We start from the raw sequence: 23192 nt of genomic DNA on the forward strand, positions 1-23192 counted from the left end.
GATGTCATGGTTTCGAGAAAAATGAGTTGGACCGCCATGATGGTGGTCATGATCGCACTGCTGATTTCGGCCTGCGGCAAAGGCGCGGATTCGGGTCAAACGCCTGCCGCGGGTAACGGCGATACGCAGACCAATCAGCCGTCCGGCTCGGATACGACGGCCAAGCCGGTTCATATCAAGGTCGGCCTCGTATGCGGAGGGATGACCCCGCTGCTGGAGCAGATCGGCGTCAATGACGGCTCGTTCGCCAAAGCGGGCCTCGAAATCGAGAACGTCTGCTTCACCGCCGGAGCGGACGCCGTTCAGGCGCTCGTCGGCGGCAGTCTGGACATTAACCTCGGTTCCTTCGAGCACGTGCTGAAGCAGCAGAAGAACGGCCTCGGCGTCAAAGCTTACGGCGATATTTACAACGGCGTCGGCTACTCGCTCGTCGTGAAAAGCGATGCGACCTACAAGTCGGTCGCGGATCTGAAAGGCAAGACGCTTGCCGTAACGAAGGTCGGCAGCTTGTCCGACACGGGGCTCCGTCTCGGGCTCAAGGACGAAGGACTCGATCCGAACAAGGACGTGACCATCATCGGTGCGGGCAGCGGCGCGAGCATGCTGGCTGCGATTCAAAGCGGCAATGTGGCCGGCGGCATGGTATCCGAGCCGACGACGTCGCAGATGCTCGCGGACGGCAAATTCCGCATTCTGTATGATCCGGCATACGAATTCGCCGGTATTACGGTCATGGCGAAAACGGACTGGGTCGACAAAAACAAAGAAGCCATGCAAACCTTCCTGAAAGTGCTGAAAGAAGTCAACGACCGGACGCAGGCGGATCCGGGAAGCGCCGTCGAGCCGATGAAAAAGGATTTCCCGAAAATTTCGGACGACGTGCTTAAAACCGCCATCACGAACCAATTGAAAAAAGTGCCTCAAGGACTCGAGATTTCGCAGGCGAGCGTGGATAAAGTGACGCAATCGCAGATCGAAATCAAAGCGATCGACAAAGGGCTGCCGTTCGACCAGACCGTCGACCTTAGCTTGTTAACCAAATAAGAAAGAAGGCTGTACAGATGGCAAAGGATCTTCGCACGTATTTGCGGGAGCTGTCGGAGCGCACTCCCGATCAATTGAAGGTTGTCGACCAGGAAGTGAATCCGCGCTTCGGCATTACGGGCTATGCGGCCAAGCTGGCCGAGCAGGGGCAATACCCGGGACTGCTGTTCACCAATGTGGAAGGCGCGGACCCGGACATATCGTGTATTTCCAACCTGCTGACCGACTACGACCGCATCGCGTTATATTTGGACTGCGACGTGCAGGATATCCCGCGGGTATACGGCGAGCGGCTGAACAATAAAGTCGCTCCGGTCGTCGTTGAGCGCGAGTCGGCGCCGGTGAAGGAAGTGGTGCTGCGCGGCGACGAGATCGACCTCGGCAAGCTGCCGATTCCCGTTCACAACCGGCTGGACGGCGGTCCTTATTTGTCGGCCGGCGTTATGGTCATCAAAGACCCGGAGACGAATATTACAAATGCGGGGATTTATCGTCACCATATTTTCGGCAAAAACGAAATGGGCGTCTGGTTTCTCGGCGCCCATCACGGCGGCCTTATTTTTAACAAATACAAAAAAGCCGGCAAGCCGGCTCCGATCGCGATCGTGCTCGGACACCACCCCGCTTTCGTCATGGGCGCTGTTTCCCGTCTGCAAGGAATGGGCGGCGAATACGAAGCGGCGGGCGCGCTTATGGGCGAGCCGCTCGAGCTCGTGAAAGCGGAGATGTCTGATCTAATGGTTCCGGCCAGAGCCGAGCTCGTGCTCGAGGGCGAAATTTTGCCGGACGAGATGCATCCGGAAGGCCCGTTCGGCGAATGGCCGGGGCATTACCTCGGCGGCGGTTCCGTCCCGCTCATCCGCATTACATGCATTACGCGCCGCAAGCACGCGATCTTCCAGGATATCGTCGCTTCGGGACGCGAGCATCTGGTCGTCGGCGCCGTCCCGCGGATGGGAAGCATTTATCAGGCGGTCAAAGACGCGGTTCCGAGCCTGAAATCGGTCAACGTGCCGCACTACTGCCGGATGAACTGCTATTTGTCGCTGGACAAGGAACGGGATTCGGACGTGAAGAAAGCGGCGTTCGCCGCGCTGAACACGGAGCAGGAGAACCTGCGCGCGATCGTCGTCGTGGATTCGGATATTAACGTATTCAACGGCGAAGAGGTCGCTTGGGCGATGGGCACGCGCTTTGACGCCGTGAACGACCTGACGGTCATTCCGAAATGGAACGGACCGGGCGGGCTGCTTCCGACCAACTGGGAATACCTTCCGGACGGAACGCACAAGGCGAAAATGTCGAGCGCGGTTATCGTCGACGCGACGAAGCCGGCGCCGCCGATTCCGTACCCGGAACGGACGCGCGTGCCGAAGGAATTCGCGGACGCCGCCGATGTTAAAGCGATTCGCGAATTGACGCGGGAAGAGAAAGGCAAGTGGTTTGACTAAACGTCCCGGTTCGCCTAAGGGAGGATACGAATGAAAATCGTAGTAGGCATTTCCGGCTCAACTGGCGCAATCTACGGAATCCGGTTGTTGGAATGGCTTCGGAAGCTGGAGGTCGAAACGCATCTGATCGTCAGCGGCTGGGCCGAGAAAACGATCGCAATCGAAACGGACTACACGATCGATCAGGTGAAAAGCCTCGCAACGAAGGTTTATTCGGCGGGAAATCAAGCTGCCCTGATCTCGAGCGGATCCTTCGTCACGGACGGGATGGTCATCATACCGTGCAGCATGAAAACGCTGGCGGCGGTCAGCCACGGGTACGCCGACCAGCTGATCGCAAGGGCGGCGGACGTCATTCTGAAGGAAAGGCGCAGGCTCGTTCTCGTTCCGCGGGAATCGCCGCTGAACGAGATTCATCTGGAAAATATGCTTCGCCTGGCGAGAATGGGAGCATCGATCGTCCCGCCGATGCCTGCCTTTTATAACAAGCCTAAGAGCGTTCAGGACATCGTGGACCATACGGTTGCGAGGGTGCTGGACCAATTGGGTATCGACAATTCGGTTTCGAAGCGGTGGTTGCAGCATGAATAATTCAAGTCCATATCAGCCGGACGATTTACGCACGTTCGAGATCGTTCCGCTCGGCGATTCGGCGCTTTCCGTCGTCTTCGGCGACCGGATCGGTCCGGAAACCCATAAGCGGGTCCGGCAGCTGGCGCTCTATCTGGAGCGCCAGCCGTTCCATGGCATGATCGAATTTGTGCCGGCGTTTACGTCGGTGGCGGTTTATTACGACGTGATGGCGCTGCTGGACAAGCATGCGAACGTCGCTGAGCCGCGGCACCGGCAGTTTCCGTTTCAAATCGCCGCCGCGCTGATGGACAAGATCGTGCGTCAGCTCGGTTCACTGCCGGTGCAGCAGGCGAAAACGGTCGAAATCCCGGTCTGTTACGGCGGCGAATTTGGCCCTGATTTGGAAACGGTAGCCGAACAAAACGGGCTGACGCCGCAAGAGGTCATCGACATTCATAGCGGCGCCGATTATCTCGTTTATATGCTCGGCTTCGCGCCCGGTTTTGCTTACCTGGGCGGTATGTCCGAACGGATCGCCGCCCCCCGGCGGCAAACGCCGCGGCTTGCGATTCCGGCGGGCACCGTCGGAATCGCGGGCAAGCAAACCGGCGTGTATCCGATCGAGACGCCCGGCGGGTGGCAGCTGATCGGCCGGACGCCGATGGAGCTCTTCCTGCCGAAATCGTGGCCGCCGGCTTTGCTGGAAGCCGGAAACGTCGTCCGGTTTTACCCGATTTCCCGCAGCGAGTTCGACGGATGGGAGGAATCCCGAACATGAGCGTACGCATTCTCAAACCGGGCTTGCTGACGACGATCCAGGACCGCGGCCGTTTCGGCGCGCAGAAATACGGGATCATCGTAAGCGGGCCGATGGATTCTTACGCGCTTCGCATCGCCAATTTGCTCGTCGGCAACGACGAGGCTGCCGCCGGTCTGGAAATGACGATCGTCGGTCCGGAAATCGAATTCGAGGCCCCTGCGCTTCTGTCCGTATGCGGAGGCGACTTGTCACCGTCGTTGAACGGGAATCCGGTTCCGCTGTGGCGAACGATTTTTGCGCCGGAAGGGAGCAGACTTGAATTCGGCGAGCTGAAGAAGGGCTGCCGCGCCTATTTGGCGGTCGCCGGCGGATTCGACGTACCGGTCGAGATGAGCAGCCGCTCGACGTATCTGCGGGCGGGCATCGGCGGCTGGGAGGGACGGCCGCTGCAGCAGGGCGACCGAATCCCCGTCGGGGAACTGCCGCCTCGCAGTTTGAGTCTGCTGCGGAAGCTGAGGCGCGGGGCGGGAAAGGAAGATACCGCGGTCAGCCCATGGTCCTTGTCGGCCGATTTGCTTCCGGCATATGCTCCGGATCCGGTCATCCGGGTAATCGACGGCGCGGAGAGGGAGCTGTTCGACGAGGAGAGCGTCAGCCGCTTCTTCAGCGAAACGTACCGGGTTTTGCCGCAGTCGGACCGTATGGGCTACCGCATATCAGGCGGGAAATTGAAGCTGAAGGAGCAGGCGGAATTGATTTCCTCGCCGGTTACGTTCGGAACCATTCAGGTCCCGGCCGACGGGGACCCGATCGTGCTGATGGCGGACCGGCAGACGACAGGCGGATACCCCCGGATCGCGCAGGTGATTTCGGCGGATTTGCCTCTGCTTGCCCAAGTGAATTTGGGCGGCAAGGTTCGTTTTCGCTCCGTCTCGCTGAAGGAAGCGCAGCAGCATGCCGTGATCGGCGAACGGAAGGTCAGGACGCTTCGTCACGGGCTCGTTTTGCAGTCGGTAAACTAGGAAGGAGGTCATTCAATTGACATACGTCGATTTGAACAGTGATATGGGGGAAAGCTACGGCGCATACACGCTTGGGAAGGATGCCGATCTTTTAAAATACGTCACGTCCGCGAACATTGCCTGCGGCTATCATGCCGGGGATCCGGCGACGATGAGAAAGACGGTGCAGCTTGCGCTGGAGAACAAGGTGGCGATCGGGGCGCATCCGGGGCTGCCCGATTTGATCGGGTTCGGACGCCGTGAAATGGCGATCTCGGCAAAGGAAGCCTATGACATGGCCGTTTACCAAATCGGAGCATTGTCCGGATTCGTACGATCCGAAGGCGGCAGGATGAACCACGTGAAAGCTCACGGAGCGCTCTACAATATGGCGGCGACGAACCAAGCGCTGGCCGAGGCGCTCGCGGAGGCGGTTTACAAGGTGGATCCGGAGCTGATCATGTTCGGGCTTTCGGGCAGCGAGCTGATCCGTGCCGGCGAGAAAATCGGTCTGCGAACCGCGAGCGAAGTGTTCGCCGACCGCACGTACCAATCCGACGGAACGCTGACGAACCGGCGGCTGCCGGACGCGATGATTACGGACGACGATGCGGCGGTTGCCCAAGTCATCCGGATGGTTAAGGAAGGGATGGTCAAAACCCGCCAGGAGACGGATGTCGCGATTAAAGCCGATACGATCTGCATTCACGGGGACGGCCCGCATGCGCTTGAGTTCGCCGCGAAAATCAAATCGGCGCTCACCTCGGCGGGCATCGACGTCCTGGCCCCAGTTTACAAGTAAGGAGACCGACAAGATGGAGACTTGGAATCGAACGGCGGACGTGCTGGTAATCGGCTCCGGAGCGGCCGGACTGATGGCGGCCAAGGCGGCGGCGGACGCCGGCGCCAAGGTGTTGATCGCCGATAAAAACCTGATCGGCCGCGGCGGCGCCACGATTTTGGCGCAGATGACGGTCGCGGTCGCGCTCGGGGAAGCGGAGGAAGACAATCCGGATATTCATTTTGAGGATACGATGGAAGGAAGCCGCGGACTTGCCGATCCGGACATCGTCCGGGCGATCGTAGACCGCGGGCCGGAGCTTATTCTCGAGACCGAATCGTACGGCGTGAAGTGGGCGCGGACCCCTGAAGGAAAGCGGTCGCAGGTCGTCTCGCCGGGCCATTCCCGGAAACGCTGCGTTTACGTCGATATTTTGAATACCGGAGGCGCGACCTCGGCCGGCCTCAGGAAAGCGATTTGGAAGCATGAAAATATCGAAAAAGTGAAAAACGTGATGATCACGAAGCTGGCGGTGGAGGACGGACGGGTCGTCGGCGCGGTCGGCTTCGCACTGGAAGGGCTGCAGCCCGTCTGCATTTCGGCCAGCTCCGTCATTCTGGCGACCGGCGGCCTGACCGAGCTCTATGCGCGCAACAGCGCCTCCGCGAACATGACGGGGGACGGCTTCCTGCTGGCTGCCGAAGCGGGCGCGGAGCTGCGCGATATGGAAATGGTGCAGTTTTTTCCGATTGCGCACCTGTTCCCTCCGCTCGTCGGCATCGATCCGATCATGTGGGACCCGTTTCGTTACAAGCTGGGCGGACGCCTGCTCAACGGACTTCATGAAGAGTTTATGCATCATTACAACAAAGAGGTCTCCGGTAAATATACGGCGACACGCGACCAGACCTCCTTCGCCATTTTCAAGGAAGTGGAGGCCGGCAGAGGCACGCCTCACGGCGGCGCTTATCTGGACTTCCGCCAAGTACCGGAATCCAAGCTGAAGGAAGCGTTCGGTCCAGTCATCGACCTGCTGTTATCGCAAAACGTCGACTTGACGAAAGATATGGTCGAAGTCGCCCCGATGGCGCATTTCATGCTCGGCGGCGTCCGCGTGGATGCGAGCATGCGGACGAGCGTTCCCGGCTTGTACGCTTGCGGGGAGCTCATTTACGGCATGCACGGCGCCAACCGGCTGTCCGGCAACGCCATCACCGAAGCGCTGGTCACGGGACGGATCGCCGGCGAGACGGCTGCGGCAAGCGGGCTGGAACACGCCGCCCCCGAGAAAGTATCCCGGGTGCTGGATGAGGAATGGGGCCGCCTGCAGCGGCTTTGGCATCCGCGCGAGGTCACCCGGGACGACGGGTCGCTGCTCGCCTTCAAGCGGGAAATCCAGCGGATCATGTGGGAAGGCGCAGGCCCGCTCCGGACGGAGGAAGGGCTCGTCAAAGCGCGGGAAGAGCTTCGGGCTCACGCGGCCCGGCTCGGCGACATTGCACTGGGACGGCATACCGGCTACGCGCTGTCGCTGGCGGAGAAGGTCGAGGCGGAGGTTATGTTGAGGCTGGGCGAGGCGATTATCGCCGGAGCGCTTACGAGGCGGGAAACGCGCGGCGCGCATGTCCGGCTCGATTACGAACAGCAGAACGAGCAAGCGGTTAGCTCCAGCTTTACGCTGGACGATCAGCGGCAGTGGCGGATGGAGGAACTCCCCATCGCCAAGTCGAGTCAATAGGCGGAAAGGAGCAATAGACATGTCGTCGGCCACAACCTTGCAGATTACTCGAGGCGACGCGGAGAGCGGAGCCAAAGTCGAACAATACGAAGTGCCTTATTACGACGGAATGAGCTTGCTGGACGCGATCTTTTGGCTCCGGGAGCATGTGGACCCGTCGCTGTCCGTCCGGTATTCGTGCCGTTCCGCCAATGCGTGCAAAGAATGCGCGGCGGTCGTGAACGGGAAGGCGGGTTATTTGTGCAGCATTCGCGCGGTACCCGGCGGAAGTGCGCGGATCGAACCGCTCCCGGCGCTGCCGTGGGTGAAGGATATCGTCACAAAAATGGAGTAGGAGGCGGCTTGGATGTCCTGGCTTCGACCGAAAGATTTATCCCAAGCGCTGGCGATGTTAGACGATTGCCGCCCGGCCATCGTTTGCGGCGGTACCGATTTATTCGTCAATTCGCAGCGCAGGGATGCCGAATGGAAAAACAAGACGTGGATGGACATCCGTACGCTGCCTGAGCTCAGGCAAATCCGCCTGACCGGCGAAGGGCTGGAGCTTGGCTCCGCAGTGACGGCCGCCGAGCTGTGGCAGCATCCGCTCGGCGCAAAGGTGCCCGCCCTGCAGCAGGCCGCCAGAATCGTGGGAGGCTGGCAAATCCAGAACCGGGCTTCGATCGGCGGCAATCTGGCCAATGCTTCGCCCGCTGCGGATATGGTCGTACCCTTGAGCGCATACCGGTCCGTAATCCGGCTCCGCAGCTCGGAGGGGCTGCGCGAATTGCCGGTGGACGAGTTCATACTCGGGCCGCGCAAAACGGCGCTGCAAGAAGGAGAGCTGATCGAATCGGTTCTCATTCCGGCGCGGATGCTGGATACGCCGCAAATGTTCCTGCGCCACGATCAGCGGGGAGCGACGGATATTTCCATCGTCTCGGTCGCGGTCGTGCTCAAAGGGACGTCAGACGGACCGATCGCGTGGGGGGAACGGCTTGCCTGGGGAAGCGCAGCCGTCGGCGCCGCAAATCCGGTTCCGCTGGCGCTTCCCGAGGTTGACGCGGAATGGGCCGGCGAGCTGACCGCGGAGAAGGCGGACCGCATCTCCGGACGGTACATGGAGCTATCCCGGCCGATCAGCGACGTACGTGCAAGTCAAGACTACCGGCAGGCAATGGTCCGGGTGTTCATGAACCGGGCCGTGAAGCGGATTGCGGAGGGACAGGATGTCTTGGGGCCGCAATCGATGCGCAAGTAACGATAAAGGAGCGGACACGGAATGAAAGAGACCTTTTCGATCGCCATGTCGGACAGCGACCGCACGAACGCGGTTCTGACCGGGCGGGCGTCGCTGCCGGACTGCATTCTGGAGCCGGTTAAAGCGTCAATCGAGGAAATATTCGAGCGGCAGGCGGCAGAGGCGGTATTCGACATTTCCGAAATGTCGCTGGCTTCTTATTTGATCGGGCTCGGACGGGGCGAAATGCGGCTGACCGCCATCCCCGTTTTTTTGTCCCGCGCTTTTCGGCATAATGCCATATACGTTCGTTCCGACAGCGGCATTACCCATCCTTCGGAGCTGCGCGGACGGCGCTTCGGTTTTCCCGAGTACCAGATGACCGCGGCCGTCTGGGTGCGCGCGCTGTTTCGCCATGAATGGGGAATTCCGACGGAGGATATGAGCTGGATGACGTACCGTGCGGAACGGATTCCGGTGGAGACACCGGCGGCGCGGTCGGAGAAAGACGACATTTTTGCGGCGCTGGTTGAGGGTGAGGTGGACGCCATCATGACCGCTCGCCGTCCGCCAAGCCAATATTTTCCGAATACCGGCAATGGCGGCGCGGTTCGGCGTCTTATTCCCGACGTCTGGAACGTCGAGCGCGACTATTACGCCCGGACGGGCATTTTCCCGATCATGCATCTGGTATCGCTGAAGAAAAGCACGGTCGAGCGTCATCCCGGACTCCCGGGTCAAATGTACGAGCTGATGCTGAAAGCGAAAGCGGACAGCGCCGCGCAGCTGCTGGAAACGATCAAGCTTCAGGCTTCGGTTCCGTGGCTGTGGGAATCGGTCGAGATGAGCATGGACAAGATGAACGGCGATATTTGGCCTTATGGCATGAAAGCGAACTGGCCGCAGATCGAAACGTTTATGTCGTATTTGGTCGAAGACGGCCTGCTGAAGGAAAAGCTTGCGCCGGAGCAGGTGTTCGATCCTTCCGTTCTCGGCACCTAAAACAACCGATCCGAAAGGAGATGCCTGATCATGAGCAGCCTAGACAACAAGGTGTCGTTTCAAATCAACGGGCGGCAGGTCCGATGGGAAGGCGATCCGGTACGGGCGCTGGCGGATGTCCTCCGGGAAGATCTGGAGCTGACCGGGACCAAGATCGGCTGCAGGACGGGAGAATGCGGAGCGTGCACCGTTCTGATCGACGGGCAGCCGGTCAACTCCTGCCTGATTCCGGCCGCAGCCGCAGCCGATGCGGAAATTGAAACGATCGAGCATTTGCAGGATCAGCCGGTCTTTCAGCGCCTGGTCGAGGCGATGGCTCAAACCGGCGGCGTTCAATGCGGCTTCTGCACACCGGGCATAATGGTAACGCTGTGGGCCTGGCTGCAGGACCGTACGCTGTTCGGCGGCGACGTGACCTCGGCGCTTAAGAACAACCTGTGCCGCTGCACCGGGTACCGGAGCATTATTTCCGCGGTGGAGCAGGTCGTAGAGGCGGAGGTGAGCGGGCGGTGAGTATGGAAACGAAACGAAAGTCGCCGCTTGATTTCACATCCAAGCTGACGGGACAGACGCGGTATATCCATGACATGAATTTACCGGGACAGCTGGTGGCCGGGATCGTGCGCAGCCCGCACGCCCATGCCCGCATCGTCCGGCTCGACGTATCCCGGGCAAAGGAAGTTGCCGGTGTGAAGGCGGTGCTTACCGCCGCCGACGTTCCGGATTTTGCCTACGGGCCGACAAGATTTAAGGATTGGAACATTTTCGCCCGCGACCGTGTGCTGTTCGTCGGGGACGAAGTCGCGGCCATTGCCGCCGAATCGGCGGAAGCGCTTGAGCGGGCGCTGGCATTGGTCGAGGTGGAATACGAGGTGCTGCCGGCGGTATTCAGCGCAAGCGATGCGCTGAACGACTCGGCTCCCCTCCTGCACGAGGAAACCGCGCAAAATCGCCCGATGCACATCCGCATTGCACGCGGCGATTTCGAAGAGGGGAAGAAAAAAGCGCACGTCGTCTGCGGCGGCCATTACGAGACCAACCGCATTTATCAAGGCCATCTCGAGCCGATCGCCGTGCTGGCCAACTGGTCGGAGGAGGAAGGGCTGACGCTGTGGGCCGGCTCCCATATTCCGTACCGGGCCCGGGAAACGTACGCGGCGGGACTTGGCCTGCCGGAGGATCGCGTGCGGATCGTTGTGCCGCCGATCGGCGGCTCCTTCGGCGCGAAGTACGTGCTGAAGGTTCACATGGTCGCCGCTGTTCTGACGATGGAGACGAAACGTCCGGTTAAAATTGTCCTGGACCGTTTTGAGGATATGCTGACCGCTCATCCGCGCGTGCCGCTGTCAATTGACATCGAAATCGGAGCGGACAAGGAAGGCAATTTCGTATATAAAGACGTCGTCGTACACGGGGACGCCGGTGCGCGCATTTATTGGAGCCCGAACGTGATCGCGACGGCGTGCAGCCGCCCGGACAACATTTACCGGTTCCAGAGCGTCCGTGCGGAAGGCCATCTGTGCTACACGAACAACAGTCCGACCACGTGCATGCGCGGTTTCGGCAACGCCGAAATGCTGTTCGCCGTGGAAAGCGTGATCGACGACGTGGCGAACGCGCTGGGCATGGATCCGGCGGAGCTTCGGCTGCGAAACATCGTGCGGGAAGGCGAAACGACGATTCATGGCTATAAATTGGATACGTGCCAGCTTGAGGCCTGCATCCGCAAGGCGAAGGAGCTGTCGGGCTGGGACCGCCGCGATAAGCTGCCGCCGAACCGCGGCTTGGGCATGGCGCTTGCGAATCACGTGTCCGGCTACAGCGGCATCGACCTGCGGTTCGAAGGCTCGACCGCCGTCGCCCGCCTGAAATCGACGGGTGAAATCGAGATTGAAACGGGCGAGATCGAGTTGGGTCAGGGGATGACATCCACCTACGCCAAGATCGCGGCGCAGGCGCTGCAGATCGATGAGAGCCTCGTCACGGTCAAGTCCGGCGACACGTCGAAGCATCCGTTCGGCATCGGCACGCTGGCATCGCGCGCCACCGTCATCGGCGGCAACGCGGTGCTGCTGGCCTCGAAGCAGCTGGCGGAGCGGGTCGCCGCGCTTATCAAAGACCAGCTCGGTGCGGAAGCCGTCTATGCCGACGGCGCTGTCGAACACGGCGGCAAACGTTATTCGCTGCAGGACATCGCAGCGTGGCATCGTGCAAGGCACGCCGGGGACGAGCTGTCCGTCAAAGCGACCTACCGTCCCGATACCGAATTGCCGGACGCTTCCTTTTACGGCCATCCGTCCCCGAACTATCCGTTTGCTGCCCATGTGGCGGAGGTGGAAGTAGATCCGGAGACGGGCCGGACGAAAGTCGTCGGCTATTGGGCGGTGCACGATTCCGGTACGATCCTCAACAGGACGATGGCGAAGAGTCAGGTCGTCGGCGCGGTTGCGCAGGGAATCGGCTGGGTGCTTATGGAGGATCTGGTCGTACGGGAAGGGCAGGTTCGCAATCCGTCCATGATGGATTACCGGATGCCCGGAGCGACGGATATTCCGCCGGTGGAGATTGACTTTATCGAGGTGCCGGACCCGAACGGCCCGCTCGGCGCCAAGTCGCTCGGCGAGGTCGCGCTTGATCCGGTACCCGGCGCGATCGGCAACGCCATCGCGCATGCCGCCCGCGCCCGCGGCACCCTGCTGCCGCTGTCGGCGGAAAAGGTTTGGCGCATGATGCAAGACAAAGCGTGAGGTTATTGTCCCATCATCGATCCCAGGAGGTGAGCGGAAGATGAAACAAATTCGGGAAACGCTGCGGCGTCTAATGGCCGAAAGAAAACGAGCCGTTCTGGCAACCATTATTCGCGTCGAAGGGTCGGCTTACCGGCGAGAAGGCAGCCGATGCTTGTTCACGGAAAACGGCGAAATCGTCGGTATGCTGAGCGGCGGATGCGTGGAAGCGGATGTCCGGGAACACGCGGAAGACGTTTTCGCGACCGGGAGGCCCAAACGGATTGTCTACGATTTCCGCTCCGACTCGGACGATGTGTGGGGAATGGGCGCCGGCTGCAACGGCGCGATTACGATCTGGCTTGAATTGTTCGATCCTGTGGGGGAAGCGGATGCGGCCGGGCGAATTGCCGCCGATTTCGAAGCGAGATTGTCGGCCGATGCGCCGTTTATTTCGGCGATGGTTGTCGATTCGCAGGCTCCGTACCCGGCCGGATACCGGCTGACTGCGGACGAGCTGGCAGCGTCTCTTCCCCTGGCGGAAGTATCGATCGGTTCGGCAGAACTGCGGAAGTTGACTTTCAAGGGCGTAACGCTGACCGCGTTCGTGGAACGGATCGCTCCCGCGCCGAGCCTTTACATTGTCGGGGCCGGTCCGGATGCGATGCTGCTTGGCCGCGCGGCTCACGCGCTGGATTGGAAAGTCACGTTTATCGATCACCGTACGGGCGAGGAACAACGTTCGCAGCTGCCGAACGGCTCGAGCTGGCTTCAAGTCCCGCGCGGCGACTTCTCCGGCGTGCCGGTGCACGACAGCGTGTACGTCGTGCTAATGACGCACAGCATCGGACTGGACATCGAAGCGGCGCGCCGGTTTCTGTTTTCGCCCGCAGCTTATCTCGGCATCTTGGGCTCGAGACGAAGAGCGCAGCAAATTGCGGAGGTGCTGCGTGAGGAAGCCGGCAGCATAGCTGCGGATCTCTCCGTTCTGAACAAGCTGCATGCTCCCGTCGGACTCGATATCGGAGCGCAGACGCCCGAAGAGATTACGCTCAGCGTCATGTCGGAGCTGCTGGCCGTCCGCGGCCGGCGTTCGGGCGGCTCGCTTCGCGAACGGCTTCCCGCAATGGAACGGGAATCGATGCCCGCACACCGGTAAAGAGCCATTCGAGCAACACTGCATGCAGCGTGCTGCAAAACGGCGGCTGGCTTTCGCAGCATAGACCTTGTATCGTATCGTGAAAGGCCGCTCTTCCGGGCGGTCTTTTTCAATTGTATTAGACAAAAACTCGAGGCTGGAGAAAAGGCATACACCGCCCGCCGCTTTTGGCAGAAGTAGCGGCAATCCTGACTTTATAACGAACAGAGCTTGAGTCGAAAATGCCGTTGTTCATATCAATTCTCGCGATTTCCGACTTGTGTATGGAAAGAAATTGGCTTATAGTAAAGGTGAAGCCATTTCTTTTTGTCCTGATGTTCGTTATATAGAACAATCATTGGAAAGGATGATTAGTCACGGAAAGCTCGGATATTGTTATCGGGGAACATGTGTTTCGAATCGCTTTCGGGACGCCGGCCGCCAGGTCCCTCTTCGAGCGGACATTTCCGACCCTGTTCAGAAGTGCGAACCGCCGCCCGGCCGTATTCGTACTTTTGTCCGAAGGATACGGGGCTCCGTTCACCGATTACGAGATCGGGATCGAACGGGGGCTGCGCTGGACCCTCTATTCAAGAACGGATTACCGGATCGAAGCGGACGAGAATTTTAAAACGGTCACGGTCCGGGTGTATGACGGCTTGGCGTTAAAGCACGCCTTTATGCACTTGTATAGTCTCCTTATCGTACATGCCAAATGGGGGCTGCTTTTTCATGCCTCCTGCGTAGCCGACCAAGCCGGCTGCTATCTGTTCGCCGGTCATTCCGGCGCCGGCAAGTCGACGGCCGCCGGCCTGTCCCGGCCGAGAGGGATTATTGCGGACGAAGCCGCGGTCATCCGCATTCGGCCGGACGGGGCGGCCGTGTTCCATTCGCCTTTTCGCAGCGACGATCAGAGCCGCGCCTTCGGCGAGAACGGATCGTGGCCGCTGAACGCCATTTATTTGCTCCGCCAGGCGGAAAAGCATGAGCGTGCCGCCTTATCGAAATGGGAAGGCTTTATCCGGCTGACCGATCTGGTATTTTTCTGGAATCCCGGCTCGGGGGAGACTCGGACGATCATCCGGCTGCTGCAGCTGCTGGTCGATCAAGTTCCCCAGTTCGACCTGTATTTTCGCAAAGATCCTGACTTCTGGGAGTTGATATCTTCATGATCCGCTACGTGCGCAAGCCCGGCTGCGAGACGATTGTCCTCGATGACGAAACGATGATTCTGAATCCGTCCGCGATGACGGTGACCCGCATCAACGATACCGGATTATTTTGCTGGTCGCAGCTGAGCGAGCCGCACACGTTCGAGAGGTTGTCGGCCTCGGTCCGGGAGCGCTTCGGGATATCGGAGGCCGACGCCCGGCAGGACCTCTCCGCATTTTTGAACCGGCTGCTGGAGTGTGGACTGATTGAAACCGGAGATGAATGAGCCGTTGTTTCGCTCCATCCGGCGAACGATCCGGAAGAACGGCTGGCTGGAAATACCGGCCCGGGGCACCAGTATGTTTCCGCTCATTCGAGAAGGCGATGTATGCCATTTCTACCTTGTTCAAGAGGAGCAGATCAAGCGAGGCGACGTCCTCTTATTTTATTCGGAATCCGGGCACCTGGTCGCCCACCGACTGATGGCCATCCTGGAAGACGGGGAAAATGGAAGGCGGTACGTTTGCAAAGGCGATTCGAACCTGGGCCGCGACGAACCTGTCGGGTTCGAACGGGTGCTCGGCGTGCTGCTCAGTATTCGCCGCAATGGCAACAGGGTCATCCGTCCGAACAGCCGGCCGGCTGTCCTGTGGTCGCGGGCAGTTATGGCAGTGCCCGTCATCTCCGGGGTGCTGAAGCGGTTCGCTTCCCGGACCAGTCCGGCCGGAGCGGGGGAACATACGAATGGTCAAGTCCTTTAAATCCGCCTTGACGGCAGGCGGCGCACGAAGCGCTTATGCACTGCTGCTTCCGTATATCAGAAAGAGGTTTAAAGCTTATCTCGGCTTGCTGCTGCTTGTGCCGCTCGATATCGGGCTGACCCTGGCATTCGCCTGGTTTCTGGGAGAAATGACCGATGCTGCGGTGCGTCAACAATTTTCGCGTCTCGGCGAGCTTGTCGTAATCGGCGCCGGGCTGAGCCTGCTGACTATCGGATCGGGGCTGCTGCGCAATCGTTTGGAGTTTACAGCCATAAACGGCGTGAAGCAGGAGCTGTCCGAACGTCTGCTGCAGCATCTGCTGCTCCTGCCGGCAAGCCGGACCGACCGTCTGCATACGGGCGAGCTGACGTCCCATTTCCAGCAAGACCTTCACAACCTGGACGGATTGATCGGGAGCAATCTCGTTCAATGGATCCGGCTGCCGCTCGTTTTTGGCGCGGTGCTCGTCTACATGATTCATATTCATTGGGTGATGGCTGTCATCGGTCTTGCGATCGTCCCGCTGACGCTGGGAGCCGGCGCGATTCTCGGGCTCCTGCTGCGGCGAAAAGCACGGGAGATCCATGACCGCTACGGATATATGAACCGGCTGCTTACGGAAACGCTGCAGGGGATCTCCGTCATCCGTTCTTTCCTGGCGGAGCGGCTCCGGGTTCGAAAATATACCGATGTTTACGGCGAGCTGTACGGCCTTCATCGCAAGTATACGCTGCTCCAAGGCTGGATTCGCGCCGGCGGCGAAGCTGCAGGGGCGGCGATTTTTATGATCAGCCTTTGCCTGGGGGCGTATTTCGTGTCCGAACAGGTCATATCGGTCGGCGCTCTGCTTGCATTCGTCAATTTGTCCGGCCATTTGCTCTATCCGTTGACCGGCATGGCCGGCTTGTGGCTCGGCATTCAGGAGTCGTCTGCGGCCGCCGACCGGATCGGTGCTATGCTGAATGAACCGGCCGAGTCGGAGGAGCTGCCCGAACGTCTGCCGGCTCCACGATGGCAATCGATCGAATTCCGCGAGGTTGGCTTTAGCTATGACGGCCGGCAGCCGGTGATTGACGGGCTGAATTTGACGGTCGCGGCCGGCCAGACCGTTGCGATTGTCGGCGGCAGCGGGGCGGGAAAGTCGACGCTTTTTTCACTGCTTCAAGGCTTCTATAAGCCGGAGTCCGGAAGCATTTTGCTGGACGGCGTTTCCGCCGATACGTTGTCCGCGTCGAAGCTTCGAAGCGCATTCGCCCTTGTGTCGCAGGAAACCTTCCTGTTCTCCGGTACGATCCGCGACAACCTGCTGCTTGCCCGGCCGGATGCCGAGCAGCACGAATTGGAGTCGGCAGCTCGGTATGCCCAAATTCACGATTTTATCCTTACGCTGCCGAACCGCTACGAAACAGAAATCGGCGAGAGGGGCATCGCGCTCTCCGGCGGGCAGCGGCAGCGCATCGCCATTGCGCGCGCGATTTTGCGCGATGCGCCGATCCTGCTGCTGGACGAGGGCACCGCTGCGCTGGACAGCGAAACGGAATTTCAGGTGCAGCGGTCGCTGGAGCGGCTGATGGCGAACCGCACGACGATCGTCATTGCGCACAGGCTTTCGACGATTCGCAGCGCCGACCGGATCGTTGTGCTCGACCGGGGAACGATTGCGCAAAGCGGAACCCACGACGAACTGATCGCGGGGCCCGGATTGTACCGCAGCATGTATGTGCGCCAGCAGCTGCAGGAAGGAGGGGAATCGTATGGTCTGGAAGCTGCTTCATGCCCTTTATAACGAAAAAGCTCCGTTCCCGGTCGACTCCGAAACGCTTGACGCATCGCTGGACGATATCGGATATTTTCGTCTCGAGCCTCAGGTTTACCGGCTGCTGAGCACCCAGAACAAGCTGGAACGATTGCCTGACGCGCATAGGGAACGACTGAAAACGAAATTCGATGAATCGGTCATGCTTAATGTCTATATCCAGTTTGAAACCGAACGGCTCTTTCATGCGTTCGAAAGCCGCGGCATCGATGTGATTCCGCTGAAGGGCGTCCGTTTCGCGGCCAAATATTTCGGCCATATCGGCGCCAGAAGCACGTCGGATATCGACCTGCTTATTCGGCCGGGCGACGCGGACCGGGCGGCCGATTGCGTTCGGGCGCTTGGTTTCGCCTGCGAGGAGCCCTATATCCGCGGGCATTTTCATGCCGGTTTTTCCAAACCGCTGCCCGGACGACGCCAGCCGCTCACCGTCGAGTTGCAGTGGGACCTCTTGATGGACGGGACGTCCAATTTCAAGCCGGAGCCCATGTGGCGGGACGCGCTGCCGTTAAAGCCGTACAAGCATGTGCTGGAACTGTCGGAGTACCATACCTTTTACATGATTTGCCTGCACGGCTGGAAGCACGGTCTCGATTCGCTCAAATATTTAATCGATATCGTGCAACTGATCCGGGTGATCGGCGAACGGATTGATTACGGCGAATTGTTCGAAGATGCGAAGGCTCATCGGACGTATAGGCGCCTCGCAAGCACATTGTCGGTCGTATACCGGCAGTTTCCATTCCTAGAGGAACGGAAGCCGCTCGATCTTCCGAAACGCGGCGGAACCTGGTGGTGCTACGAATCCATTCGCGGCAAGCGGACGGCATCATGGATGCGGTACGTTCGATTTGTGCGGTACCAATGGTTCGATTTCGATTCGCCGGTGCACGGCTTCACGGCATCGATTCAATATTTAGAGTCGCTGCTGAAGAAGCCGAAAGGAGGTGAATACCATGGACAAACCGGTTTACAGGAAGCCGGAGGTGCTGGATCACAGCACGATCAAATTTGAGACGAAGGTCAGCGGCAGCGGCAAATTCCCCGGACTTGGGAACGGCGTGAACGGCAAACCGGCGAAGGAACGGGGAGATTTTCCGGGCAAAGGCGCGACCGGCGGAACGTTCCCGGGCGTAGGGCCGACACACGGCCATAGACCATAACGCGGAGCATTTTCAGTTAAAAATCTGGCATCCAGGCCGCCGGCATAATGCCGGCGGCTTTTTGCACGGTGGCGGCAACCGCAGCCCGCGCAGCCGGATTGTACGCAACTGGATCTACGCAGCCGGATCGTACGCAGCCGGTATGTCCGCTGCCGGCACACTCAGTGACGCTGCAAGAGGTAACTCTTTCGCGGATACCCTGCTTTACGGTTCGATGACCGCACGGTCACCCAACGGCTTCACATTCCAAATCCTCCTCCAACGATCCGATTTCATTAGAAATCTCTCCTGCGAAGCGCAAATCCCCTATTTTTATAGCTCGAAATCGAAGGCGGAAGCAGCGCGGATGCCGTTTAGAAAACATGTATAAGGGTAAATAAGAAAGAGAAAGCCCGGAATAATTTTCAAGTCATCCACAATTTTTGGAAAAAATCGGGCTTGAATGGCGGCGTCGACTGTCCATACATTTTTATTAGCAGACGAGCGTTGCGAGTGCTAATGCATCGCGCTGCAACGACGTCAAAGTTGCGATAGGAAGCCCTTCATAAATGAACTTCTCCATCAATCATGGATGACATGGTGCCGCCGGACGTTCCACTTATGAATGCGGGTTCCTATTTTTATTCAGCGAATTGGAGGGATGTTTTCACATGAAGGCTTTATTGCTGGCTGGAGGATTAGGCACAAGGCTGCGGCCGCTTACGGAGCGCTGGCCCAAGCCGATGGCCCTTGTCGGGAATCGGCCTTGGCTGGAGCATGTCGTCCTGCATCTGAAAGAAGAAGGCATCGAAGAAATCGTGATGGCCGTGAAGCATGCGCCCGAAACGATCCGTCAATATTTCGGCGACGGAAGCCGGTGGGGCGTAAACATCCAATATGCGATCGAGGAATCGCTGCTCGGGACGGCGGGCGCCATCAAAAATGCCGAGCCTTTGCTCGGGGACCGGTTTCTGGTACTCAATGCGGATATCATTCAGCGGACACCGCTCGTTCCGCTGATCGATTTTCACCACAAAAGCGGGGCGCTCGTGACGATCGGCCTCACGGAAGTGGAGGATCCGTCACATTACGGTGTCGTGGAGCAAGCCGAGTCCGGCCGCATCGCGCGTTTTGTCGAAAAGCCCGCTCTTCATGAGGCGCCGTCCCGCCGGATCAACGCCGGTATTTATGTCATGGACAAAGAAGCGCTTCGTTATATCCCGCCGAAACGGGAGGTATCGATCGAACGGGAGACGTTCCCGCTGCTCATTGAGCAAAGCGGCGGCTTATACGGACGGCTCCTCGGCGGATATTGGCTTGATATGGGGACAACCGATCGCTACCGCAAGCTGCACCGAGACATTCTTGACCGGACTTTTCCGCTGCAGCTGCATGCAGCGGAACGCGATCAGAGCATTTGGATCGGGGAGGATGCGGAGATCGGCTCCGGCGTACTGATCGTTCCGCCCGTTCTGATCGGCAGCCGCGTCCGCATCGGCGAGCGGAGCGTCATCGGCCCGTACACCGTCATCGGCGACGATTGCGAAATCGGGGCGCAGGTGCGTTGCGCCGAAAGCATTCTGTGGGACCGCTGCAAGGTTCGCATGGGCGCGCAGCTGAACCATTGCATTTTCGGGCACGATCTCGAGCTTGGACCGCATCACAGGCTGCACGAGGCTGTTATGAATCGCGTACCGGGAGGGATTTCGTGATGAAACGCATCGCTTTTATGAGTACCTATGTACCGCAAAAATGCGGACTTGCCACCTATACCCATCATCTTCGCCAAAGCATACGGACCGCGCGCAGCTGGAGCGGCATCGATCCCGTCATTGTCATGACCGCCCAAGACGACCGGAAGCTGCCGGAAGATCCTTCACTATGGATGCTGCCCAAGCATGAAAGGTCCGCTTACCGGGCGATGGCGGCAAAAATAAACCGCAGCGACGTAGGCGCGGTTTCGCTCCAGCACGAATTCGGCATTTTCGGCGGGGAAGCCGGCTCCTACGTGCTCGATTTCATCGAGCGGCTGGACAAGCCCTTGATTACAACGTTCCATACCGTGTTCCAGCATCCCGAGGAGCCGTATCGTTCCATCCAGGAGCGAATTGCCCGTCGCAGCGACCGAATCGTTGTCATGAACCGGAAGGCGATTGTTTACCTGCAGCAATCGTATGGCATCCCATCGGTGAAAATCGACTATATTCCGCACGGCACGCCGGAGCCTCGCACAAATGAACGGGCTGCGATCCGGGAAAAGTCAGGCTGGGCGGACAAAAAGGTGCTGCTGACCTTCGGGCTGCTGAGCAGAGGCAAAGGCTTGGAGACGGTCATCCGCGCGCTTCCCGATGTGCTGCGTAAGGTGCCGAATGCTTTGTATGTCATTATGGGGCAAACCCACCCGGAAGTCCGCCGCACGGAAGGAGAAGCGTACCGGGAGCAGCTGCAGTCGCTCGTTCACGAGCTTGGTCTCGACAAGCATGTCCGGATGGTGAACGAGTATGTGGATGAAGATCGGCTTGCCGATGCGATTGCGGGCTGCGATCTGTACGTAACCCCTTACCCGGGACTGCAGCAAATTACAAGCGGTACGCTGGCTTATGCGATCGGTCTCGGTCGCCCCGTGCTGAGCACGCCGTACAGTTATGCGGAAGATATACTGGGCGGCTGCCCCGAGCTGCTTGTACCGGCGGGCGATTCGGAGGAGTGGGGGCGCCGGATCGCGTCCATGCTGTCCGATCCGGCGGCGCTGAGACAATGGGAGGACCGGATTGCGCGTATCGGCCAGGGAATGCAATGGCCGCAGGTCGGCAAAGCGCACATCCGGCTGTTCGACCAGGCGGCGGCAGCGAAGCATCCTGAAACGGATCGCGAAAAATCCGCCTTATCCGCAGGAGGCAGGCGGATTGTTTCGTGAATGACAACAAAATGAACGTAAGTTTTCGCCATCTTGAACGGATGACGGACGACACCGGGCTGCTGGAGCACAGTATGGGGCTTATCCCTCGTCGTCAAGAGGGCTATACGACCGACGACAACGCTCGCGCCTTATGGGCTTGCTTTGTCTGGCTGGAGCGGCTCCAAGATATGCCGCAGACGGAGGAAGCGCGGAAACTGCTGCTCCGGCTCGCGGAAACATATTCCGCATTTTTGCTGTGGGCCCAGCGTCCGGACGGGTGGTTTCATAATAATTTTCACTACGACCGCACGCCGGAGCGGGAGGACGTTTCGGACGATTGCCTGGGGCGCGCGATTTGGGCGGCTGCCGCCGCCTGCGTGCAGCCGTTTCATCCGGGCCTAAAGCTGCCGGCGGCGAACGTGCTGCTGGGTGCACTGCGGCATATCGAAACGATGACATCTCCCCGCGGCTGGGCGTATGCGCTGTCTGCGTGCTGCTTGCTGATGCGGCTTGAACGGCAGCAAGAAATCCGGGGCTTGCCTGCCGGACTTATCCGGGAAATCGGCATTCGCTGCTCCGCTTACGTGAAGGAGCTTGAAGCAAAGCTGCTGCAGCTGTACCGGGTGCATGCCGAGCCGGGCTGGAGCTGGTTCGAACCGGTGCTTGCCTATGGTAACGGCAGCTTGCCCTGGTCACTGCTTGAGGCCTGCCAAGCGTCCGGAAGCGAGAGCGGCCTGAAGACGGGACTGCTGACGCTCGACTTTCTGACGGAGAGGATGATGTCCCCGCAAGGCTCGATTCGGCCCGTCGGCAACCACGGCTGGGGGACGAAGGACAGGCTGGCGATGTGGGACCAGCAGCCGCTGGACGTGATGGAGCTGGCACTCGCCGCCGATACGGCGTACCGGGTCACGAAGAGGCGCGAATACCGGGAGACGGTCATCAGGTGCCGCGAATGGTTTTACGGAAGAAACGACGCCGGCACTGCGCTTATCGATTCGCAGGAGGGCGCGTGCTGCGACGGACTGACGCCGGATGGACCGAACGCGAACTGCGGTGCGGAATCGATGCTGGCCTACTTGCTAACGGAAGCGATCTGGAGCGATGCCGTACTGGAGGAAGCCGAGGACGGACGACGGGCAGCGACGATACCGGCAAAGCCGCAAATCCTTTCCCCCCGTTAATGGACGCCTGATTGTCCCTGTCAGCATACCGGCGAAATCGCAGATCCTTTCGCCCATTTGTTGGACAGTACATTTTCCCGGTTAGAAAGAGGTGGAGAGAGCAGCGGGTCTTGATAGGATGTTTCCTCGCATAAGAGCGGACCGACCGGCTTGCGGATGCGGCCTGCAGTCACTCCGAAACGAAACGAAGGGCGCCCCGGCCGATTGCCGGACGGCGTCCTTCGCGTTTTTACCGGGCGTTCACTTCATTGCCTGTTCGGCCGCTGTATGCATGGGCATGCGGGCGGCTTCCGCTCACGGTCGTATAGCCCTCGAACAAATGGTAATGCCCGCCGCCGGGAAGCGGAATGGCCGGGCCGGTCGTTCCTCGGATCTCATGTGTGTGACCCATTTCCATGGAAGTTACGGTGTTATAGCTGTGAACGTGTGGCACGCCGCTTGGTGCGGGCGCCGTCCAGCTCGCATAGCGGTGCGAGTGGCCATTGTCCACGGAAGTGACGCCGGAAAAGGAATGGACGTGAACGGGTCTTCCATTCCAGGACGTAATGTAAAGCTTGTGCGAATGCTCGCCGTCGTCGCCGGCATCCATGATAAAACCGCTGACCGGTATATTCATAAGGTCTCCTTTCTTTCCAATGGGTGAAATTACAGGATCAGTATATGGAGGGCGATGGCGGAGGCGTAACGGCGTTTGCCCGCCCAATCGTCCATAATCGGCACTTGGGGGTCCGCGGCCGCGCGTCAGGTATTTCTTTTTCAAGATACGATCTTCTAACAGATGTCGTTTATTAGGGTTTTTGGTGGA

23 protein-coding genes are annotated in these 23192 nt (G+C 59.5%); 22 read left to right on the forward strand and 1 reads right to left on the reverse strand.

Annotation, left to right across the window (positions count from 1 at the left end; translation table 11 throughout):
* The first annotated feature begins 6 nt into the window (after positions 1–6).
* The 22 genes from PD282_RS12140 (at position 7) to PD282_RS12245 (ending at position 22387) form a co-directional block, all read left to right on the forward strand.
* A complete protein-coding gene (locus PD282_RS12140; RefSeq protein ID WP_274650935.1) occupies positions 7–1044 on the forward strand; it encodes an ABC transporter substrate-binding protein in 1038 nt (345 codons plus the stop codon).
* Between the two features lie 17 nt (positions 1045–1061).
* Positions 1062–2495 (forward strand): UbiD family decarboxylase, encoded by a 1434-nt coding sequence (locus PD282_RS12145; protein ID WP_274650936.1) that lies wholly within the window; start codon positions 1062–1064, stop codon positions 2493–2495.
* Between the two features lie 30 nt (positions 2496–2525).
* Positions 2526–3086: a UbiX family flavin prenyltransferase gene (locus PD282_RS12150; RefSeq protein WP_274650937.1), complete on the forward strand. Its 561-nt coding sequence runs from the start codon at positions 2526–2528 to the stop codon at positions 3084–3086.
* Positions 3079–3846 (forward strand): 5-oxoprolinase subunit PxpB, encoded by a 768-nt coding sequence (pxpB, locus tag PD282_RS12155; protein ID WP_274650938.1) that lies wholly within the window; start codon positions 3079–3081, stop codon positions 3844–3846. The genes PD282_RS12150 and pxpB overlap by 8 nt, the downstream gene beginning before the upstream one ends.
* Positions 3843–4850 carry a 5-oxoprolinase subunit C family protein gene (locus PD282_RS12160; RefSeq protein WP_274650939.1) on the forward strand — a complete coding sequence of 336 codons (1008 nt, stop codon included), beginning with the start codon at positions 3843–3845 and terminating at the stop codon, positions 4848–4850. Before pxpB ends, PD282_RS12160 begins: the two co-directional genes overlap by 4 nt.
* 16 nt (positions 4851–4866) lie before the next feature.
* The gene (locus PD282_RS12165) at positions 4867–5631 is read left to right on the forward strand and encodes a LamB/YcsF family protein (protein ID WP_274650940.1); all 765 of its coding nucleotides are present in this window, start codon (positions 4867–4869) and stop codon (positions 5629–5631) included.
* Positions 5632–5644: 13 nt separating this feature from the next.
* Positions 5645–7348: an FAD-binding protein gene (locus PD282_RS12170; protein WP_274650941.1), complete on the forward strand. Its 1704-nt coding sequence runs from the start codon at positions 5645–5647 to the stop codon at positions 7346–7348.
* 19 nt (positions 7349–7367) lie between these two features.
* On the forward strand, positions 7368–7682 hold the full coding sequence (locus tag PD282_RS12175) for a 2Fe-2S iron-sulfur cluster-binding protein (protein WP_274650942.1): 315 nt from the start codon (positions 7368–7370) through the stop codon (positions 7680–7682).
* A 12-nt stretch (positions 7683–7694) separates the two neighbouring features.
* Positions 7695–8588 carry an FAD binding domain-containing protein gene (locus tag PD282_RS12180; protein WP_274650943.1) on the forward strand — a complete coding sequence of 298 codons (894 nt, stop codon included), beginning with the start codon at positions 7695–7697 and terminating at the stop codon, positions 8586–8588.
* A gap of 21 nt (positions 8589–8609) precedes the next feature.
* Entirely contained in the window at positions 8610–9569 is a 960-nt protein-coding gene (locus PD282_RS12185; RefSeq protein ID WP_274650944.1) for a 4,5-dihydroxyphthalate decarboxylase, read from the forward strand.
* A 30-nt stretch (positions 9570–9599) separates the two neighbouring features.
* On the forward strand, positions 9600–10082 hold the full coding sequence (locus tag PD282_RS12190) for a (2Fe-2S)-binding protein (RefSeq protein WP_274650945.1): 483 nt from the start codon (positions 9600–9602) through the stop codon (positions 10080–10082).
* 2 nt (positions 10083–10084) lie between these two features.
* Positions 10085–12316: a xanthine dehydrogenase family protein molybdopterin-binding subunit gene (locus tag PD282_RS12195; protein WP_274655192.1), complete on the forward strand. Its 2232-nt coding sequence runs from the start codon at positions 10085–10087 to the stop codon at positions 12314–12316.
* A 40-nt stretch (positions 12317–12356) separates the two neighbouring features.
* Complete coding sequence (locus PD282_RS12200) at positions 12357–13454, forward strand: XdhC family protein (RefSeq protein ID WP_274650946.1); 1098 nt, start codon at positions 12357–12359, stop codon at positions 13452–13454.
* Positions 13455–13843: 389 nt separating this feature from the next.
* On the forward strand, positions 13844–14605 hold the full coding sequence (locus PD282_RS12205) for a hypothetical protein (protein WP_274650947.1): 762 nt from the start codon (positions 13844–13846) through the stop codon (positions 14603–14605).
* Complete coding sequence (locus PD282_RS12210) at positions 14602–14871, forward strand: PqqD family protein (RefSeq protein ID WP_274650948.1); 270 nt, start codon at positions 14602–14604, stop codon at positions 14869–14871. Before PD282_RS12205 ends, PD282_RS12210 begins: the two co-directional genes overlap by 4 nt.
* Positions 14852–15346: a S24/S26 family peptidase gene (locus tag PD282_RS12215; protein ID WP_274650949.1), complete on the forward strand. Its 495-nt coding sequence runs from the start codon at positions 14852–14854 to the stop codon at positions 15344–15346. Before PD282_RS12210 ends, PD282_RS12215 begins: the two co-directional genes overlap by 20 nt.
* Positions 15330–17132: an ABC transporter ATP-binding protein gene (locus PD282_RS12220; RefSeq protein WP_274650950.1), complete on the forward strand. Its 1803-nt coding sequence runs from the start codon at positions 15330–15332 to the stop codon at positions 17130–17132. The genes PD282_RS12215 and PD282_RS12220 overlap by 17 nt, the downstream gene beginning before the upstream one ends.
* Positions 17101–18177 (forward strand): nucleotidyltransferase domain-containing protein, encoded by a 1077-nt coding sequence (locus tag PD282_RS12225; RefSeq protein ID WP_274650951.1) that lies wholly within the window; start codon positions 17101–17103, stop codon positions 18175–18177. The genes PD282_RS12220 and PD282_RS12225 overlap by 32 nt, the downstream gene beginning before the upstream one ends.
* Positions 18119–18325 (forward strand): hypothetical protein, encoded by a 207-nt coding sequence (locus PD282_RS12230; RefSeq protein ID WP_274650952.1) that lies wholly within the window; start codon positions 18119–18121, stop codon positions 18323–18325. Before PD282_RS12225 ends, PD282_RS12230 begins: the two co-directional genes overlap by 59 nt.
* A gap of 650 nt (positions 18326–18975) precedes the next feature.
* Positions 18976–20016 carry a nucleotidyltransferase family protein gene (locus PD282_RS12235; RefSeq protein WP_274650953.1) on the forward strand — a complete coding sequence of 347 codons (1041 nt, stop codon included), beginning with the start codon at positions 18976–18978 and terminating at the stop codon, positions 20014–20016.
* Positions 20016–21221, forward strand: a complete 1206-nt coding sequence (locus PD282_RS12240) for a glycosyltransferase family 4 protein (protein WP_274650954.1) — start codon at positions 20016–20018, stop codon at positions 21219–21221. Before PD282_RS12235 ends, PD282_RS12240 begins: the two co-directional genes overlap by 1 nt.
* Positions 21218–22387, forward strand: a complete 1170-nt coding sequence (locus PD282_RS12245) for a glycosyl transferase (RefSeq protein ID WP_274650955.1) — start codon at positions 21218–21220, stop codon at positions 22385–22387. The genes PD282_RS12240 and PD282_RS12245 overlap by 4 nt, the downstream gene beginning before the upstream one ends.
* Positions 22388–22616: 229 nt before the next feature.
* On the opposite strand, the gene PD282_RS12250 is transcribed toward PD282_RS12245, so the two are convergent.
* On the reverse strand, positions 22617–23003 hold the full coding sequence (locus tag PD282_RS12250) for a YmaF family protein (protein ID WP_274650956.1): 387 nt from the start codon (positions 23001–23003) through the stop codon (positions 22617–22619).
* Positions 23004–23192: the final 189 nt, after the last annotated feature.

This window comes from Paenibacillus humicola (assembly GCF_028826105.1).
In the GTDB taxonomy this organism is placed as follows: domain Bacteria; phylum Bacillota; class Bacilli; order Paenibacillales; family Paenibacillaceae; genus Paenibacillus_Z; species Paenibacillus_Z humicola.

Excerpts from the sequence above, each read along its gene's own strand:
- PD282_RS12140 (WP_274650935.1), top strand. The coding sequence starts at position 7 with ATGGTTTCGAGAAAAATGAGTTGGACCGCCATGATGGTGGTCATGATC.
- PD282_RS12145 (WP_274650936.1), top strand. The coding sequence starts at position 1,062 with ATGGCAAAGGATCTTCGCACGTATTTGCGGGAGCTGTCGGAGCGCACT.
- PD282_RS12150 (WP_274650937.1), top strand. The coding sequence starts at position 2,526 with ATGAAAATCGTAGTAGGCATTTCCGGCTCAACTGGCGCAATCTACGGA.
- pxpB (WP_274650938.1), top strand. The coding sequence starts at position 3,079 with ATGAATAATTCAAGTCCATATCAGCCGGACGATTTACGCACGTTCGAG.
- PD282_RS12160 (WP_274650939.1), top strand. The coding sequence starts at position 3,843 with ATGAGCGTACGCATTCTCAAACCGGGCTTGCTGACGACGATCCAGGAC.
- PD282_RS12170 (WP_274650941.1), top strand. The coding sequence starts at position 5,645 with ATGGAGACTTGGAATCGAACGGCGGACGTGCTGGTAATCGGCTCCGGA.
- PD282_RS12175 (WP_274650942.1), top strand. The coding sequence starts at position 7,368 with ATGTCGTCGGCCACAACCTTGCAGATTACTCGAGGCGACGCGGAGAGC.
- PD282_RS12180 (WP_274650943.1), top strand. The coding sequence starts at position 7,695 with ATGTCCTGGCTTCGACCGAAAGATTTATCCCAAGCGCTGGCGATGTTA.
- PD282_RS12185 (WP_274650944.1), top strand. The coding sequence starts at position 8,610 with ATGAAAGAGACCTTTTCGATCGCCATGTCGGACAGCGACCGCACGAAC.
- PD282_RS12190 (WP_274650945.1), top strand. The coding sequence starts at position 9,600 with ATGAGCAGCCTAGACAACAAGGTGTCGTTTCAAATCAACGGGCGGCAG.
- PD282_RS12195 (WP_274655192.1), top strand. The coding sequence starts at position 10,085 with ATGGAAACGAAACGAAAGTCGCCGCTTGATTTCACATCCAAGCTGACG.
- PD282_RS12200 (WP_274650946.1), top strand. The coding sequence starts at position 12,357 with ATGAAACAAATTCGGGAAACGCTGCGGCGTCTAATGGCCGAAAGAAAA.
- PD282_RS12210 (WP_274650948.1), top strand. The coding sequence starts at position 14,602 with ATGATCCGCTACGTGCGCAAGCCCGGCTGCGAGACGATTGTCCTCGAT.
- PD282_RS12220 (WP_274650950.1), top strand. The coding sequence starts at position 15,330 with ATGGTCAAGTCCTTTAAATCCGCCTTGACGGCAGGCGGCGCACGAAGC.
- PD282_RS12225 (WP_274650951.1), top strand. The coding sequence starts at position 17,101 with ATGGTCTGGAAGCTGCTTCATGCCCTTTATAACGAAAAAGCTCCGTTC.
- PD282_RS12230 (WP_274650952.1), top strand. The coding sequence starts at position 18,119 with ATGGACAAACCGGTTTACAGGAAGCCGGAGGTGCTGGATCACAGCACG.
- PD282_RS12235 (WP_274650953.1), top strand. The coding sequence starts at position 18,976 with ATGAAGGCTTTATTGCTGGCTGGAGGATTAGGCACAAGGCTGCGGCCG.
- PD282_RS12240 (WP_274650954.1), top strand. The coding sequence starts at position 20,016 with ATGAAACGCATCGCTTTTATGAGTACCTATGTACCGCAAAAATGCGGA.
- PD282_RS12250 (WP_274650956.1), bottom strand. The coding sequence starts at position 23,003 with ATGAATATACCGGTCAGCGGTTTTATCATGGATGCCGGCGACGACGGC.